The sequence below is a fragment of the Pseudoalteromonas ulvae UL12 genome, from assembly GCF_014925405.1.
In the GTDB taxonomy this organism is placed as follows: domain Bacteria; phylum Pseudomonadota; class Gammaproteobacteria; order Enterobacterales; family Alteromonadaceae; genus Pseudoalteromonas; species Pseudoalteromonas ulvae.
Genome location: NZ_AQHJ01000030.1, coordinates 212,133 through 229,125 on the forward strand (window position 1 = coordinate 212,133; position 16,993 = coordinate 229,125).

General features: G+C 41.5%; 14 protein-coding genes, 3 tRNA genes and 1 pseudogene. 6 read left to right on the forward strand and 12 right to left on the reverse strand.

What is annotated here, in order from left to right; genetic code table 11:
* Nucleotides 1–90 precede the first annotated feature (90 nt).
* Nucleotides 91–1,170, forward strand: a complete 1,080-nt coding sequence (locus PULV_RS14510) for a GGDEF domain-containing protein (protein ID WP_086745675.1) — start codon at nt 91–93, stop codon at nt 1,168–1,170.
* Between the two features lie 277 nt (nt 1,171–1,447).
* On the opposite strand, the gene PULV_RS14515 is transcribed toward PULV_RS14510, so the two are convergent.
* From PULV_RS14515 to PULV_RS21985, 3 genes are all read right to left on the reverse strand, one after another.
* Complete coding sequence (locus PULV_RS14515) at nt 1,448–1,744, reverse strand: DUF6482 family protein (protein ID WP_193332110.1); 297 nt, start codon at nt 1,742–1,744, stop codon at nt 1,448–1,450.
* Between the two features lie 89 nt (nt 1,745–1,833).
* Entirely contained in the window at nt 1,834–3,870 is a 2,037-nt protein-coding gene (locus tag PULV_RS14520; protein ID WP_193332111.1) for a methyl-accepting chemotaxis protein, read from the reverse strand.
* A gap of 138 nt (nt 3,871–4,008) precedes the next feature.
* Nucleotides 4,009–4,674 carry an MliC family protein gene (locus PULV_RS21985; protein ID WP_227009417.1) on the reverse strand — a complete coding sequence of 222 codons (666 nt, stop codon included), beginning with the start codon at nt 4,672–4,674 and terminating at the stop codon, nt 4,009–4,011.
* Between PULV_RS21985 and PULV_RS21990 the strand changes: the two genes are divergently transcribed.
* The 5 genes and pseudogenes from PULV_RS21990 to PULV_RS14545 all read left to right on the forward strand — a co-directional run bounded on the left by PULV_RS21990 (nt 4,562) and on the right by PULV_RS14545 (nt 10,852).
* Nucleotides 4,562–5,161 carry a hypothetical protein gene (locus PULV_RS21990; RefSeq protein ID WP_227009411.1) on the forward strand — a complete coding sequence of 200 codons (600 nt, stop codon included), beginning with the start codon at nt 4,562–4,564 and terminating at the stop codon, nt 5,159–5,161. The genes PULV_RS21985 and PULV_RS21990 overlap by 113 nt on opposite strands.
* A 194-nt stretch (nt 5,162–5,355) precedes the next feature.
* Nucleotides 5,356–5,952 (forward strand): annotated as a pseudogene (locus tag PULV_RS14530) (DUF808 domain-containing protein); the annotation flags it as partial.
* 232 nt (nt 5,953–6,184) lie between these two features.
* Complete coding sequence (locus PULV_RS14535) at nt 6,185–7,105, forward strand: DUF808 domain-containing protein (RefSeq protein ID WP_193332113.1); 921 nt, start codon at nt 6,185–6,187, stop codon at nt 7,103–7,105.
* Between the two features lie 102 nt (nt 7,106–7,207).
* The gene (locus PULV_RS14540) at nt 7,208–7,687 is read left to right on the forward strand and encodes a hypothetical protein (RefSeq protein ID WP_193332114.1); all 480 of its coding nucleotides are present in this window, start codon (nt 7,208–7,210) and stop codon (nt 7,685–7,687) included.
* 276 nt (nt 7,688–7,963) lie between these two features.
* On the forward strand, nt 7,964–10,852 hold the full coding sequence (locus PULV_RS14545; protein ID WP_193332115.1) for an insulinase family protein: 2,889 nt from the start codon (nt 7,964–7,966) through the stop codon (nt 10,850–10,852).
* A gap of 217 nt (nt 10,853–11,069) precedes the next feature.
* Here PULV_RS14545 and PULV_RS14550 read toward each other — a convergent pair whose 3' ends face one another.
* The 9 genes from PULV_RS14550 to PULV_RS14590 all read right to left on the reverse strand — a co-directional run bounded on the left by PULV_RS14550 (nt 11,070) and on the right by PULV_RS14590 (nt 16,867).
* Entirely contained in the window at nt 11,070–12,458 is a 1,389-nt protein-coding gene (locus PULV_RS14550) for a M28 family peptidase (RefSeq protein ID WP_193332116.1), read from the reverse strand.
* 99 nt (nt 12,459–12,557) lie between these two features.
* Nucleotides 12,558–13,742: an HD-GYP domain-containing protein gene (locus PULV_RS14555; protein WP_319608984.1), complete on the reverse strand. Its 1,185-nt coding sequence runs from the start codon at nt 13,740–13,742 to the stop codon at nt 12,558–12,560.
* Nucleotides 13,743–13,938: 196 nt separating this feature from the next.
* Nucleotides 13,939–14,031: transfer RNA gene (locus tag PULV_RS14560), tRNA-Ser, on the reverse strand.
* A 20-nt stretch (nt 14,032–14,051) separates the two neighbouring features.
* Nucleotides 14,052–14,142, reverse strand: a tRNA-Ser gene (locus tag PULV_RS14565).
* Between the two features lie 217 nt (nt 14,143–14,359).
* Nucleotides 14,360–15,043, reverse strand: coding sequence for a response regulator transcription factor (locus tag PULV_RS14570; protein WP_086745667.1), 684 nt, complete (start codon nt 15,041–15,043; stop codon nt 14,360–14,362).
* Nucleotides 15,040–15,690 (reverse strand): sensor histidine kinase, encoded by a 651-nt coding sequence (locus PULV_RS14575; RefSeq protein ID WP_227009418.1) that lies wholly within the window; start codon nt 15,688–15,690, stop codon nt 15,040–15,042. Before PULV_RS14575 ends, PULV_RS14570 begins: the two co-directional genes overlap by 4 nt.
* Nucleotides 15,691–15,711: 21 nt before the next feature.
* Nucleotides 15,712–15,802, reverse strand: a tRNA-Ser gene (locus PULV_RS14580).
* 217 nt (nt 15,803–16,019) lie between these two features.
* Complete coding sequence (locus tag PULV_RS14585; RefSeq protein ID WP_086745667.1) at nt 16,020–16,703, reverse strand: response regulator transcription factor; 684 nt, start codon at nt 16,701–16,703, stop codon at nt 16,020–16,022.
* Complete coding sequence (locus PULV_RS14590; RefSeq protein ID WP_193332117.1) at nt 16,700–16,867, reverse strand: sensor histidine kinase; 168 nt, start codon at nt 16,865–16,867, stop codon at nt 16,700–16,702. Before PULV_RS14590 ends, PULV_RS14585 begins: the two co-directional genes overlap by 4 nt.
* Nucleotides 16,868–16,993 lie beyond the last annotated feature (126 nt).

Sequence of the window (16,993 nt, forward strand, 5' to 3'; positions counted from 1 at the left end):
GCGCAGAAATAGAGTGGCAGATGAGACAGTTTAGCTTTTCGTACAGTATGCGACTCCTAAAGAACAAGAATATTATAGAGAACAACACATATGAAGCCTGACTGGTGGGGAAGTTTTATCGATTTAAAATCTTCCCAGAGTATTGAAATAAAAAGACAAAAACTAGTGATGTATTTTTCTAGTTATATCGGTGGGCTTATTCTATTGCTGTTTTCGTTGCAGCATTTTGAAAATGAAAACAGCCTGTTGTTCTCTATTTTGTTAACCAGTGCTGCGGTGGTTTTAAGTAATGTCGTGTTGTCTCATTTTCACCGTTACTTTAAGGTGTCTTTATATATAACAGGCGCAGGTGTATCAGGGTTAATTTTGGGGTTGGTCATTACGGGAGGGCACGAGAATACTGCGCTCTATTGGCTTTTTCCGTTTCCTCTGGTGTATTTTATTTTGTTTGGGTATCGACAGGGGTTAATCGTCAATTTGGCTTTATTTGCAGTTGTGCTGCAATTACTTTATCAACCTCAATGGTTACTAGCTGAATATCGCACCGATGAAAAATCCCGGTTTATCGCTTCTTATCTAGTTACTGTCTTTTTGGCATTTGTGGCTGAGTATTTTCGCTTTCGAAGTCATAAGGAATTGTCATCTATTAACCTTCACCGACAAAAACAAGCGAATATGGATCCACTGACCAAATTGCCGAACCGTCGTTTTCTTGATTCCGTCTATTTTAATAAAACTAAAAATGCAGACTCAGGTCGTTTCCCGATGACAGTTATAGTGGCCGACTTGGATTTCTTTAAAAAAGTAAATGACAATTATGGTCATGATATAGGCGATAAGGTGTTAATTCATGTTGCTGATTTATTCAAAACGCATGTTCGGGAATTAGATGTGGTGGCCAGAGTTGGAGGAGAAGAGTTTCTAATTTTATTGCCACATACTCAGTTGGTTGATGCTTTAAATGTCGCTGAAAAAATTCGTGCATGTATCGCCGCTCACCCATATCAATGCATCGAAGAAAAAGAGTGTCGTATTGAGATGACTGTGAGTATAGGTGTGGCTGAGGCTACGACAATTGAGCAATTAAATGAGGCCATTTTGTGTGCTGATGAACACCTTTATGCAGCAAAGCGAAATGGCCGAAATTGTGTCATTCATCAGACATATTAGGGGCTTTTGATCTTTCGTGGTTTAATTTTGTTCGAGATAAAAGCGTTTTTATCACGGCGAGCAGTGTGTAGCCTAGTCATTCTAAGCAAATACTGCTCAACAAAGAGAAATACGCTTTTAGCCGAACCCTTCGGGCAGCGTTTGTTGGGTATTTCTACTGCGTTATCGCTTTTTCGTGTAGCTCGCTACACCACAAAAGCGCTGCCTTGTATCAATACCCAACAATTCGCTGCAAAAATCATCACGAAAGATCAAAAGCCCCTAACCTTGGACTCGGTTAAGGATGTAGAGAAATACTCGTCGATACTGCTTGGCAACGTTCTCGTCCTATCATTTCGTCATACGCTGTCTCGATGATAAAGTTGGCTTGTTCGATGCCTATTGCAACGAGCACATTTTCGGCTTCGCGCACTGAATTAAATTGCTTCGTTTTACCTTTTTCATCTTGTAATAAAAAATAGTTGTTTTGTTTATCTTCAGCACCCACCAGGTAGTGGTTACTGTCGGCATAACTCAGAATGACCGCTTGAAATTGATCATCGCGTAACAATGATTTTAGTTGATGTATCTTCATAAAAACCTCCGTTTGTTTGTTTTTTATACGAACTGGAGGTTTGTTCGATCACTTTAGCTGTACCAGCGATTAATTATCCAAAGAGCAGATTAATTTAACTTAAAGCGATGGATTGACGAGGACAATGAGTGGGCTAATTGGCTCACTTCTTCACTGGTGACCGTCATTCCTTTTGCTTGCTCTGCATTGCCTTGTGCTGCAATTTCTGTTTGCGCCATGGTGGAGGCAATATCTGTGCTAAAACTAAGTTGCTGCTGTGCAGCGACGGTAATGCTTTTACTCATTTGATCTATGGTATGCAGCGCGGTTTCGATTTGCATTATGGCTTGATTTAATTCAACGCTTTGCTCAGCACATTCAGTGGCTTGCATTTGCCCTTGATGAATTGCTTGTTGTGCACCATCGGTTTCTTTTTGTAGATTGGTGATCATTGCGTGGATTTCAGCGGTACTTGATTGGGTTCTTGACGCTAAAGAGCGCACTTCATCAGCTACAACAGCAAAGCCTCGACCGTGCTCTCCGGCTCTGGCTGCTTCAATGGCCGCATTGAGGGCTAATAAGTTTGTTTGTTCAGCAATGCTGCCAATGGTATCAAGAATACTGCCTATGCTGTCACTATGAGTCGCCAAGCGATTCATGGTTGCGACGGTTGTTTTTAAATTATTTGAAAGGGCGTTGATTCTGTCACTATTTGCTGTGGCAATATTGCGCACTTCTTGGCTCGATTGTGATGCATCCGATACATGTTGAGCACTTGTGCTGGCCTCATTGTGAACGGTTTCAGAGCTCTGCTGAATTTGCTCAGCAAGATCTTTTGCTTTTTCAACTCGGGTAATTTGCGCAGCCGCGGCAGTCGATATGGTGAGGCTTTGTTCGCTGGATTGGCTGGCGGATTTATCAAGTGTGATGGCGTTTTGTTCTATTACACCTAAAAGCTGCGTGAGATCATCAGAGAGTTTGTTGATATTTGCGATTAAATTACCGAACTCATCGTTGCTTCGTTGTTCAAATCGTTGTCGTAAATCACCCGCAGCAATTTGACCCAGCGCTTTATTGACTAGCGCTAAAGGCCCTAACATTGCCTTGGAAGTGATGTAAGAAATGCAACTTGCTAAGGCAAGAAAAACAATCGCAATCACAATCGCTAATGTCTCTCCGCGAATAATCGCGTTTTGCGCCGCTTCTTGAAGATTTTCAAAGCGCTCATTGGCTAACATGTTTAAGTTATCAAGAGATTGATAGCTTTCATTAAAAAACTGGTCTGCGTGATAGTAAGCCTGCTCTGCATTATCTCTTTGTTGTAGTTTTTGCTGTTGCAGTTGATACAGTTGGCCCGGTTGGTCTAAAGCGGCAGTCAGCGTTTGCATTGCCAGAGTAAAGCGCTTGAGTTGCTCAGAGGCATCTAAGCTGGCCGCTTGTTGGACGAGATAATCGAAATTAGTTTGAATATTGCCTAACAAAAATTGTACATCAGCTTGATGGGTATTAACGGTTTCGGGGCTCGCCAGTTGTGGGATACCGCTCAAAGCAGAGGCGAGTGTAAATAACAAATCGTCGATACGTATTCCGGTGCCGATCACTTCATCTAACAGACGCGTTTGCCCTTGTGGATCGACTATTTCTAAATCTAACATGGCGCTGCTGGCATCAATGCGTACTTGTTCAATTTGCTTGTTTAATTGCGTGAATTGATTGATAGCCACTAGAGTGTTTAGTTTGGCTTCAAACATACTTTTTGTATGATTGATATAGGTTTGATAGCTCTGCTGCGCACTTTGCAATTCATTGCGCATTTGTTGTTGATCTTGCACCCGAGCAACCAAATCTTGTGTCTGTTCGCTAAAGCTCTGAGCAAGTTCATTATATGTTTTTTGGCTGCTAGAAAGTGTATTTTGACTCGTTTGTGTGTAGGCCAACGCACCCAATTTAACCATTTTTAAAAGTTGAATTTGCAGCGCTTTACTTTGCTCTTGCACAGGAATGGCAATGGTTTTGACATTGTTATTAGCGTGGCTGATTTGCCCTAAAGAAACGTAAAAAAAACTGCTCGCGGCGACTAATAAAATGGCAATAGTGCTAAAGCCAAGCGTGATTTTTTGCCGAATAGTTAATTGCATTGAACTCATAATCGTTTCTTTAAATTATTGTTAATATTATTTTTTAGGCCGCAATAATACGCTTTTATTGAGTAAAAACTCAACTCTTGCTCCTAACACAATTATAGCAGGATTATTTAATGTCCCTGATTAGTTGCTTTTTGTTCTTTAATGTAATGATTTTCCACAGCCTTTTAGTGACTGTTCGTTTACTTTAAGGCTGACGTGTGTTTCAAACTTTTCTCCGCTCATACTGTCTGTACAGGGGCCAATAGATAGCTTCATGAGTAAGGTGTTGCTGCCATTTTTGGCTTGGTAGAGAGTGTGGGCTGCGCTTGAGAGTATTTCAGCATGACTGAAGTGTTCGATCTGTTGACCGTACTGCGTGGTTAAGGTGATATTGGTCTTTTGATTTATGGTCAGGTGCCAGCCGGGCTCGTTACCGACAGCTCTAAAGTCAGCGCCATTTAGTTTTGCGGCTTGCCATATTGCTTCGCTTGGATTGTTTTTACACGCTTTGTAGACAATGTTTCCAAGGGAGAGCATTGCTTCATCTTGATGTTGCCAAAACATGATGTTTTCGAGTTGGTATTTAACCCCAGAACCGCTTTTAACCCGCGGTAGCTTTACTGTTTTTTGCGGTAAAAATAGCCAAATATGATCCTTGTCAGCAAGGCGTGCAACAAATTCTATAGCTGGCGAGCATTGGTAGGCATATGGTGTGATTGGTGTGATTGGTGTGATTGGTGTGATTGGTGTGATTGGTGTGATTGGTGTGATTGGTGTGATTGGTGTGATTGGTGTGATTGGTGTGATTGGTGTGATTGGTGTGATTGGTGTGATTGGTGTGATTGGTGTGATTGGTGTGATTGGTGTGATTGGTGTGATTGGTGTGATTGGTGTGATTGGTGTGATTGGTGTGATTGGTGTGATTGGTGTGATTGGTGTGATTGGTGTGATTGGTGTGATTGGTGTGATTGGTGTGATTGGTGTGATTGGTGTGATTGGTGTGATTGGTGTGATTGGTGTGATTGGTGTGATTGGTGTGATTGGTGTGATTGGTGTGATTGGTGTGATTGGTGTGATTGGTGTGATTGGTGTGATTGGTGTGATTGGTGTGATTGGTGTGATTGGTGTGATTGGTGTGATTGGTGTGATTGGTGTGATTGGTGTGATTGGTGTGATTGGTGTGATTGGTGTGATTGGTGTGATTGGTGTGATTGGTGTGATTGGTGTGATTGGTGTGATTGGTGTGATTGGTGTGATTGGTGTGATTGGTGTGATTGCTTCAGATGTATTGTTCTTTTTTGGGGCGGTATGACAACCGATAAGCATTACACAAAGTAACATGGTTAAAAGTGTGAGGGTGTGAGTCATGGTCAATCCAGTTGTTTAGATGAGTGCTTGTTCTAAAAGCACGTTTAGTGACAGTTGGTTAAATGCACAATTGAGCTAGCTGAATGTCAACGCTTTGTGTATCTTAAACCTTTACAACTATTTGAATAAAGGCTTTTTATGGCTGGTGCTAGTTTATTTTCTTTGCTCGATGATATTGCAACTTTACTTGATGACATCGCGGTGATGAGCAAGGTCGCAGCGAAAAAAACAGCAGGTGTACTCGGAGATGATTTGGCGCTTAACGCTCAGCAAGTATCAGGTGTGAGCGCTGACAGAGAATTACCTGTGGTATGGGCTGTTGCAAAAGGGTCAATGCTTAATAAAGTGATTTTGGTGCCAGCTGCTTTGATTATTAGCGCGTTGATGCCAGCATTAATTTTACCAATGTTGATGCTAGGTGGCGTATATTTGTGCTTTGAAGGTGCTGAAAAAATAGTTGAGAATTACCTTCATCCTAAAGTGGCCGACTCTGAGATTGCAGCAGAACAAACAGGTGATTGGCAAGAGTACGAGAATACAAAAATTAAAGGTGCAATTCGCACCGATTTTATTTTATCAGCTGAAATCATAGTCATTTCGTTGGGGACTGTAGCAACCGCTTCGTTGTTATCGCAATTTACGGTGCTGAGTATTATTGCCGTGGCGATGACGGTTGGTGTATATGGGTTGGTGGCTTTAATTGTCAAAATTGATGACGCAGGTCTGCATTTAATTAAACTTCAGATGTATTGTTCTTTTTTGGGGCGGTATGACAACCGATAAGCATTACACAAAGTAACATGGTTAAAAGTGTGAGGGTGTGAGTCATGGTCAATCCAGTTGTTTAGATGAGTGCTTGTTCTAAAAGCACGTTTAGTGACAGTTGGTTAAATGCACAATTGAGCTAGCTGAATGTCAACGCTTTGTGTATCTTAAACCTTTACAACTATTTGAATAAAGGCTTTTTATGGCTGGTGCTAGTTTATTTTCTTTGCTCGATGATATTGCAACTTTACTTGATGACATCGCGGTGATGAGCAAGGTCGCAGCGAAAAAAACAGCAGGTGTACTCGGAGATGATTTGGCGCTTAACGCTCAGCAAGTATCAGGTGTGAGCGCTGACAGAGAATTACCTGTGGTATGGGCTGTTGCAAAAGGGTCAATGCTTAATAAAGTGATTTTGGTGCCAGCTGCTTTGATTATTAGCGCGTTGATGCCAGCATTAATTTTACCAATGTTGATGCTAGGTGGCGTATATTTGTGCTTTGAAGGTGCTGAAAAAATAGTTGAGAATTACCTTCATCCTAAAGTGGCCGACTCTGAGATTGCAGCAGAACAAACAGGTGATTGGCAAGAGTACGAGAATACAAAAATTAAAGGTGCAATTCGCACCGATTTTATTTTATCAGCTGAAATCATAGTCATTTCGTTGGGGACTGTAGCAACCGCTTCGTTGTTATCGCAATTTACGGTGCTGAGTATTATTGCCGTGGCGATGACGGTTGGTGTATATGGGTTGGTGGCTTTAATTGTCAAAATTGATGACGCAGGTCTGCATTTAATTAAACATCATCAACCACCCTCATTGGCATGTTATTTTGGGCGATTTTTGTTAGGTTTCGCGCCGTATTTGATGAAAACTTTATCGATAGTCGGGACCTTGGCGATGTTTATGGTTGGCGGAGGGATTTTAAGTCATGGGGTGCATGCCGTGGCTGAAACAATCGATTCGATGGCGCAAGTTATCAATGGTTTATTGGTGACGTGGTTACATTGGCTCGCCCCAGCTGTTCTTAATGGTGTGTTTGGTTTTATTGTAGGTTTGATTGTGGTCGCTTGTATGATGGCAGGCTTAAAAATGAAAGCGCGTTGGTTTAAAAAAATCTAATGCTACTGTTTATAAAGGAGTATTTAGCTCGCAATTTACAGACATTCATCTGATTTAGGTCTAGTTTTAATGCTAACAGGGCAATAAATAATGTAGGTGAAAATGAATATAACGTATGTCGGCATTGCCGTTGTGATTGGGTTTGCATTGGTATATTTATATTTTCGTGCTGAAAATTATCGCAAAGAGCTGGCTATCTATCGTCGCAAAGCTGATAGCGCATCAAAAGTGGGCCGCCAGCTAGCACAACAAGTGCATGACTTTGCGAAAGCGGATTTTTTGTTACTTAAAGAGCGTTTCACTCGCATACAAACTGGGGGGTCGTCAAATATTCAAACGTTGCGCTTTACCAGCATTTTGTTTGAAGCCGCTGAGGATGTGATTGCGCAAACCAGTATGAATGATAAAACTGTGATTGAAGCGTTTAAAGAGTACATCAACCAATCAGGGCAATACGGCTTCGGTGATTTCAGTCAGTTTTTATTACAAGAAAGTGAACACAAACAACAGCTTTGGCAAAGGAACACCCTGAAAGACTACCTTCAGTTGTGTAAAACCTGCTTGCTAGATTTAGAATCCTGAGTTGCAGTGGTCGGTTATACAATGACCTTTACGGGACAAATAGTAATCACTGTGGTATGATGGCTGGCTAATTTACCAATTTGTTTTGTAGGACACACTAAAAAATATCAGTAAAAAACGGGCTTTTTGTAGTCCTTCTCGTCTTTTATCGTCTACGTGTATCTTTTCATCTTTTATTGTTGCCATTTTGCAAATGGGTAAATTGTCTCTGCTTATCAATGCGCGGTGAGTAATTGCGGCGTGGTAAGTCTTTCATTGAATCTATGTGAGGTATGAATGGAACATAAAAAATTAAACTTAGTCGCAGCGCTCGTTGCCGCAGCTTTAGGCACATCATTAGTAGGTTGTGCGCACTCTCCCTCCATCGACCCGTCACAGCAAGAAATAATTAAAAGCCAAAATGACCAACGCCAATATCGTTATTTAGAATTAGAAAATGGTTTAAGAGTCGTGCTTGTCTCAGATCATAAAGCAGATAAAGCCGCAGCATCACTTGATGTACATATTGGCCACATGGCAGATCCTAAAGGCCGTGAAGGTTTATCCCATTTTCTTGAGCATATGCTGTTCTTAGGCACAAAAAAATATCCAAAAGTCGGCGAATATAACGAATATTTAAAAGAAAATGGTGGTTGGTCAAATGCTGGGACAGGGCAAGAACATACCAATTATTTCTTTGAGGTAAATGAAGACGCTCTTGACGAAGCACTTGATCGCTTCGCACAATTTTTTATCTCTCCAACGCTCGATCCACAATATGTTGAGCGTGAAAAAAATGCAGTTGATTCTGAATATAATATGAAGATTAAAGATGATGCGCGTCGTATTCGTGAAGTACTCAAAGACACATCGAATCAAGCGCATCCAGCTAGCCAGTTTTCGGTCGGTAATCTTGATACATTGGCAGATCGAGAAGGCAGCTTATTAATTGATGATTTAAAGCAACAGTATCAAACCTATTATTCAGCGAGCCGGATGGCGTTATCTGTGGTTGCTAAAGATGACTTAGATACTTTGGAAGCCTCGGTGAGAGCGAAATTTTCACAAGTGCCGACAAATGGCACTGTGTCTTCCCCTTCACAAATGACGCCTTTTTTACCTGAGCAGTTAGGGGTAAAAATCAACATTGAACCGATGAAAGATACTCGAGCGTTAACCTTGTATTTTCCGGTGCCGACTTCTCAGCAATATTTTAAAGAAAAACCCCTTACATTAATCAGTGATTTACTTGCCAATGAAGGGGCAGGTAGCTTGTATAGCTACTTAAAGCACAAAGGGTTTATCGAGTCTCTCAATAGCTATTATTATGGCCCTGATGACTTTGAACAGTTTACCGTGACGATGACGTTGACTGAGCTTGGGCTCGCGCAGCATGAAGAAGTCACACAGGCGATGTTTTCGTATCTACGTTTGATTGCAGAGCAAGGCTTAAAACCTTTGTACTTTGACGAACTAAAAGCCATAGCAAAAACAAACTTTGATTTTCAAGAAAAATACTCAGCCGCGAATACTGCCCGTAGTATTTCTTCGCAATTACAATATTTTGCTCCGAAATATGTGCTGAGTTCAGATTATATTTATGAGCGTTTTTCAGCTGATTTAGTCAAAGAGTATTTGGCTTATTTAACTCCAGAGAATATGCGCCAAGTCTTGATAGCGAAAGGCTTAGAAACAAACAAAATTCAGCCTGAATATCAAACGCCGTATGCCATGGTATCGTTAACTGAGCAGCAGCTAAAATTTTATCAAAGTGATGAAATTAATCCGGCATTCGCTTTGCCAAAAGCGAATCCGTTTATCGCGAAAAATTTAACGATGAAACCGCTTGATGCCGGAAATGCTATTCCCGAAGTGATTTTTGAACAACATGGTTTTAAATTGTGGCACAAACAAGATAGTGAGTTTTTAGTACCAAAAGCATCGATTAATGTGCAAATTTATTCAGACCTTGCTGGGCAAGATGCAAGCTCGCGCGCCAAGAACTTTTTGTACAATGCCTTGTTAAAAGATAGCCTTAATGAGTTTGGTTATCCGGCAAAACAAGCGGGGCTTAACTATAACTTATGGTCGACCAATCAAGGAATGGGGTTTGGAGTAAATGGTTATGATGAAAAGCAAGTTGACCTATTAACAACTATTAATCAACGTGTGCGTAATTTAAATATTGATCCTGCTGCGTTTGAGCTTCATAAAAACAGGCTGATCCGCGCATGGGGTAATGCCAAGTTTAACCGCCCTTATTCACAAGGTTTGTCAGTCCTAAGGGAGATTCAGCGCAATCAAATGTATTCGCCTGAGCAGTTGGCAGGTGCTCTCTCTGATGTGACTATTGCGCAATTACAGTCGTATATACAAGCATTTCATCAAGAGATTGAAGTTGAAGTATTGGCACATGGTAATATTCAACGGGTAGAGTCATTGGATTTAGCAAAACGCCTTTATCAATTTAATATGGCTGATGCGACTCCAAAATTGCGAGCTGCAAAAGAAGTGCGAGTCAATGATAGCAATGATGCGCTGATCCGTGAGCTCGACATCGATCACCCTGATTCATCTTTAATCATGAGCTACATCAATCCAGATAAGTCGCTGCAAACAAAAGCGCACTATGCATTGTTGGGCAATATTATTAATGCGCCATTCTTTAAATCGATTCGCACAGAGCAGCAACTTGGTTACATAGTCGCAGGTCGTGCGACGACCTTAGATGAGTTATCGGGGTTGTATTTCTTAATTCAGTCGCCTAAAGAAGGCCCGGTAGAATTACAGCGTCGTGTGGAGCAGTTCTTTGCTAGTTTTAAGCTTGAACTTGAGCAAATGACCCCGCAGCAATACGATGACTTCAAGCAGGGGCTGATTAAAGATTTATCAGCTAAAGATAAAAACCTCAATGAACGCACCGCTCATTATTGGTCAGAAATCAATGCCAAAGTGGTGAACTTTGATAGTGATGAGCAACTTATCACCTATGTTAAAGCACTAAAACAAGGCGATTTAATTCCTTTGTTTGAGATTGCGACACAAACAGTGAAACCGTTTATTGTCCGCAGCTTTGGTCAAGTTCATCGCGATAGTGATGACTTTAAAGCTAGTGAAAACAGCCTTGATATTTGCCGCCAGAGCGGTTGTTTTGCCACTGGGTTGACCCGTAGTATCAAAATGTAAGCTGTCGCTGAATAAGTTAAATTCAGATATAAAAAAACCAGCATCAGCTGGTTTTTTTATATCGAGCACTTGGGGCTGTTGATCTTTTGAGGTTAAATTTTGTTCGAGATAAAAGTGTTTTTATCGCGGCGAGTAGTGTGTAGCCTAGTCATTCTAAGCAAATATTGCTCAACAATTCGCTGCAAAAATCATCACGAAAGATCAACATCCCTTAGGATTATTTACCACGTATCGCATAGGGTGCATCGGCAGCCATAAAAGCAAACACGGCATACGCAGCTGCGTTTTGTTGCAACTTGGCTGGATCTACTTTATCTAGCGTGTCATCGGCGGTGTGATGGTAATCGAAATAGTCAGTGCCATCTTGGTGCAAACTAAACACCGGAATAGACGCGGTATTTTTTAGTGGAATTAAGTCAGGGCCACCACCGGCTTTGTTGCGACCAATGTATTCGATGTTAAGCGGTGCTAACTGCTTGGCTATTTCACGAACAATCGGCAGTGAAGCAGCCGATACATTTGATTCAAAAGCATACACGACATCAGCCCCAAAATCAGACTCTGCAGCAGCAACAATATTTGAAAGCTCTTTTTTATGTGCTTTTGCGTAATCTTTTGCGCCCCATAACCCGAGTTCTTCAGCGGCAAATAAAACCACACGAATACTGCGTTTAGGACGTTGAACTGAATTAATAAACTTTGCTGCTGCCATAGTTAAGGCTACGCCTGCACCATCATCGAGAGCTCCGGTTCCTAAGTCCCATGAGTCCAAGTGGCCGCCTATCAGAACGTATTGCTCTGGGGTTTCTGCGCCGTTAAATTGGCCTATGACATTAAACCCGCTCCCTTGGCCTAGATCTTCTGCTTGAACATTAATATTCACTTTTACAGGATTGCCTAACGCAATTAAACGCGCGACTTGATCTGCATCTGGGTTTGCAATAGCAACCGTTGGTATTTTAGAGGTGCCTTCTTGGTAATGGCTGCCACCAGTATGGGCAAAGCGATGATGTGATGTACTTACTGAGCGCATCATGTAACCTATCGCCCCTTTTTTGGCTGCTTCGACCGCGCCAGAATTACGCGCTTGTACGGCTGGGCCATAACCATTGCCGTCGATATCACGATTCATACGGTAATTAATAAAGACAATTTTGTCTTTGGCTGCATCTATTGGTGCTGCTTTTAATTCTTCGAGCGTTTCAAAAATAATGACATCGGCAGTAATGCCATCTTTAGGTGTACTGACACTATTGCCAAGCGCCGTTAAATGAAGAGGTTGCTCACTAGGCGAAATAATTTTCCCTGATTCGCTGTAACGACGCCAGTCAGGAAAGTTCGCAGGTTCGAGCCACACTTTGTCAAACCCTAAGTGATTGAATTTATCTTGAGCCCATTTTACCGCTAATTTGTCATTTTCAGTGCCTGGGTAGCGAGGGCCTATTTCTGTTGTCAGTGATGTGAGAATTTCATAAGCAAGAGGGCTTTGCATCGCTTGCTGGCGAATTTCAGCGACCTGTTTGAGCTGGGTTGGATTAAAAAGTGCTTCTGCAGAAGCATGTAAGCTCAGTCCTGTTAATGCGATTGAAATCAGTAGTTTTTTCATTATTCAAATTCGTGTGATATCAAAGAGGGCAACATTTAAGCATTTATGATTCATGTACGCAAAGAGAATGCGCTGAGCTGGTACGCGAAGGTGGAAATGCTAGCCTTGTTTTAATAAAAACTCGACAATTTGGTTCATATCTAAGTTGAAGTCATCAGGTCGTACGCCCTTGACGATATAATCTTCATCAGAGGTTAAGTCGATACTTTTGGCGGCTTGGTAGCCTTTTTGATCAACATCATAAAATGTTTTAACCACTGGGCGTGTAGGGTCTTCGGTATTGTGTTCTTCGATGATTGCCAGTTTGTGGGAGTGTAATTCAACTAACGAACCGACCGGATAAACCCCCATGCATTTGATAAACTTATCAACTAACTGTGAATCGAGATGATTAAGCTTGGCCAGGTTGCGTAAAATACTAAACGATTTGATGTGGCTGTATCCTGCTTTATATACTCGGTTGGCTGTCAGTGCATCAAATATATCGCAAATAGAAATCATCCGGCCATACAGTGAAATGTCATCAGCATTTAATTTAAAAGGGTAGCCGTTACCATCGAGTTTTTCGTGATGTTGGGCCGCAACAGATAAACTTAGTGGGCTAATATTGGAGGTTTTTTCTATCGCATCAATGGAATGGTTCACGTGAGTTTTCATTATTTCAAATTCATCGTCAGTGAGTTTTCCAGGCTTATGTAAAATATGGCTTGGGACTTTAATTTTGCCAATATCATGCAAAAATGCCCCCACTGCGAGTTGGTGTGTGGTGGCTGAGTCGATACCTAAGTGGCGTGCAAAAATACACATTAATACGGACACCGATACTGAGTGCTCTAATAAATAATGATCTTTTTCGCGAATGTTAATTACACAGGCCAGGGCGCTGGAATTTTTGAACACTTCATTCATCGCAGTTTCTGTGATGTCTAATACCGGAGCGAGTTCTATTTCGCGGCCACTTTGCACATCGTTAAAGACTTTGGCTGAAATCGCTTTAGAATCATCAAAAATCATTTTGGCTCGAAGTACATCGGCTTTGATTAATTGCTGGCGGCTGATCTTATCGTTTGGTTGGGGAGCGGATGTGGCCACCGGTAACACTGATTGATGCAGTGTTCTATCGGGGTCGATTAAGACAGTTTGCACGCCTTTACTGGCCAATTTATCGATGACCTGTTGGCTTTTGATATAACTCGGCTTAGCAAGATTATAATTCCCACTTTGCAGCATAATTTTGACAACATAATGGCCAACAGCCAAATCGCTAAGCTTCGTTTCTATCATTATTGCGTCACTGCTTGCCTCAATTAAAACAGGGTTGAATACCATGGGAAAGGTCGTTTGCACTTAATGTAATTCAAGTTCACACTGAGTCATTAAGCAATAATCATCGAAAAATTAACTGAAAACAAATGCGTTGTTGCGAGATGGGAAAACAAAAAAGCTCAGGTGCAATGCAACTGAGCTTTATAAGATTAAATGGCGGAGAAGGAGGGATTCGAACCCTCGATAGGGCTACAAACCCTATACTCCCTTAGCAGGGGAGCGCCTTCGGCCACTCGGCCACCTCTCCGGCGTTTAATTTGTAGAATGTGGCGGAGAGATAGGGATTTGAACCCTAGATAGGCTACAAACCTATGCCGGTTTTCAAGACCGGTGCATTCGACCACTCTGCCATCTCTCCGTGGGTGAAGATAATACTTATCCTCTATGGGCATGTAAATAGTTAAAATGACTGTTTGCTTAAACTTTAAGCATATTTGGCGATTTTATTGAATTTAATCAGTTTTATATTAAAAATTGCGCAATGAATAAATGATCACAAATAATGTGTTGTTGTGGCGAGTGCATCTAGGCAGGATAAAATGCCAGCAAGTACAGTCATTACTGGCATAAATACGTTATTCAACTAAAACTAAGCGGTATCCAATGCCTCGTTTAGTTTCTATCATGCTCTCGCCTTTGCTTTCGATGGTTAGCTTTTTACGTAATTTACCAATGTACACATCGACGACGTTTGTCATTGGGTCCATTTCCATTCCCCAGACATTACTTAAAATACGTTCGCGGCTCAGGTATTTTCCTGTATTTGTCATTAAGAGCTCTAAAATAGCCATCTCTTTGACTGTCAGTGAAATTTCTTCGTTATCTAGCGAGACAATATAGCTGGCACGGTCGAAATTAAGTGGACCGAACTCAAGTGTATCTGTGTTTTTAATTTCGTTAGGGGTGCGACGAGTAACAGCTTCAATTCGTGCGAGTAACTCATCATAAGCAAAGGGCTTTGTGACATAATCATCAGCGCCTAAACGCAAGCCTTTGATAATATCTTGCGACTCATCCATTGCGGTTAGCATAATAATGGGGACTTGATTCTTTTTGATTCGAAGCGCTTGGCATACTTCGAGACCGTTTAAACTTGGTAGCATGATATCGAGCAAGATAAGTTGAAAATCACCTTCTTGAGCTAACTCAAGACCTTCTCGACCATCGCAGGCTCGAACAATAAAATACCCTTCTGCGCGAAGCCCGCGCTCTAAAAAGCTTGCAACGCGATCATCATCTTCTACTAATAATATTCTCATGCTGTTTCAACACCTAAAATGGGCAACAAGACTGTTGCGGTACAGCCTTGACCATGACTATTGGGCTGTAATGAAATATGGCCGCCATGACCATCTATTATGGCTTTTGCTACGGGTAATCCTAATCCCGAACCTGGGGTTTGGCCACGATTTCCACGGTAAAAGCGTTCAAAAACTTGCTGCTGTTCTTCTTTGGGGATCCCCATGCCTTGATCGATTACCTTAATCACCACTAGCTCTTCACGGATCAGCAGATGAATTTCTGTACAGGTTTGGCTTGGGGAGTAGGCCAGTGCATTTTCTAATAAAATCATCAGTACTTGGCGTAAACGGCGTTCATCGGCATCAATAAATGCCTCTTGATTGGCCAAAAACAAAGTGATTTCTTGTTGTTGAGCATTGGCTTTTCGTTGATAAACTTGCTGGATGTCGGTCAGTAAATTTTTTAAATCAAACTGATGGATGTTGAGTTTTAATTGCCCGGCACTTGAGCGGGCAACCAGCATTAAATCTTCGATTAAGGCGGTTGTATGTTGTACCTCATCGACCACGCGCTGCAATACTTCTTTGTAGTCTGGCAATTGAGCGGATTGGCTGCGTAATAATACTTCGGACTCACCACGAATGATGGTCAGTGGTGTGCGCAGTTGCGTTTAATTTGTAGAATGTGGCGGAGAGATAGGGATTTGAACCCTAGATAGGCTACAAACCTATGCCGGTTTTCAAGACCGGTGCATTCGACCACTCTGCCATCTCTCCGTGGGTGAAGATAATACTTATCCTCTATGGGCATGTAAATAGTTAAAATGACTGTTTGCTTAAACTTTAAGCATATTTGGCGATTTTATTGAATTTAATCAGTTTTATATTAAAAATTGCGCAATGAATAAATGATCACAAATAATGTGTTGTTGTGGCGAGTGCATCTAGGCAGGATAAAATGCCAGCAAGTACAGTCATTACTGGCATAAATACGTTATTCAACTAAAACTAAGCGGTATCCAATGCCTCGTTTAGTTTCTATCATGCTCTCGCCTTTGCTTTCGATGGTTAGCTTTTTACGTAATTTACCAATGTACACATCGACGACGTTTGTCATTGGGTCCATTTCCATTCCCCAGACATTACTTAAAATACGTTCGCGGCTCAGGTATTTTCCTGTATTTGTCATTAAGAGCTCTAAAATAGCCATCTCTTTGACTGTCAGTGAAATTTCTTCGTTATCTAGCGAGACAATATAGCTGGCACGGTCGAAATTAAGTGGACCGAACTCAAGTGTATCTGTGTTTTTAATTTCGTTAGGGGTGCGACGAGTAACAGCTTCAATTCGTGCGAGTAACTCATCATAAGCAAAGGGCTTTGTGACATAATCATCAGCGCCTAAACGCAAGCCTTTGATAATATCTTGCGACTCATCCATTGCGGTTAGCATAATAATGGGGACTTGATTCTTTTTGATTCGAAGCGCTTGGCATACTTCGAGACCGTTTAAACTTGGTAGCATGATATCGAGCAAGATAAGTTGAAAATCACCTTCTTGAGCTAACTCAAGACCTTCTCGACCATCGCAGGCTCGAACAATAAAATACCCTTCTGCGCGAAGCCCGCGCTCTAAAAAGCTTGCAACGCGATCATCATCTTCTACTAATAATATTCTCATGCTGTTTCAACACCTAAAATGGGCAACAAGACTGTTGCGGTACAGCCTTGACCATGACTATTGGGCTGTAATGAAATATGGCCGCCATGACCATCTATTATGGCTTTTGCTACGGGTAATCCTAATCCCGAAGGGTGAAGATAATACTTATCCTCTATGGGCATGTAAATAGTTAAAATGACTGTTTGCTTAAACTTTAAGCATATTTGGCGATTTTATTGAATTTAATCAGTTTTATATTAAAAATTGCGCAATGAATAAATGATCACAAATAATGTGTTGTTGTGGCG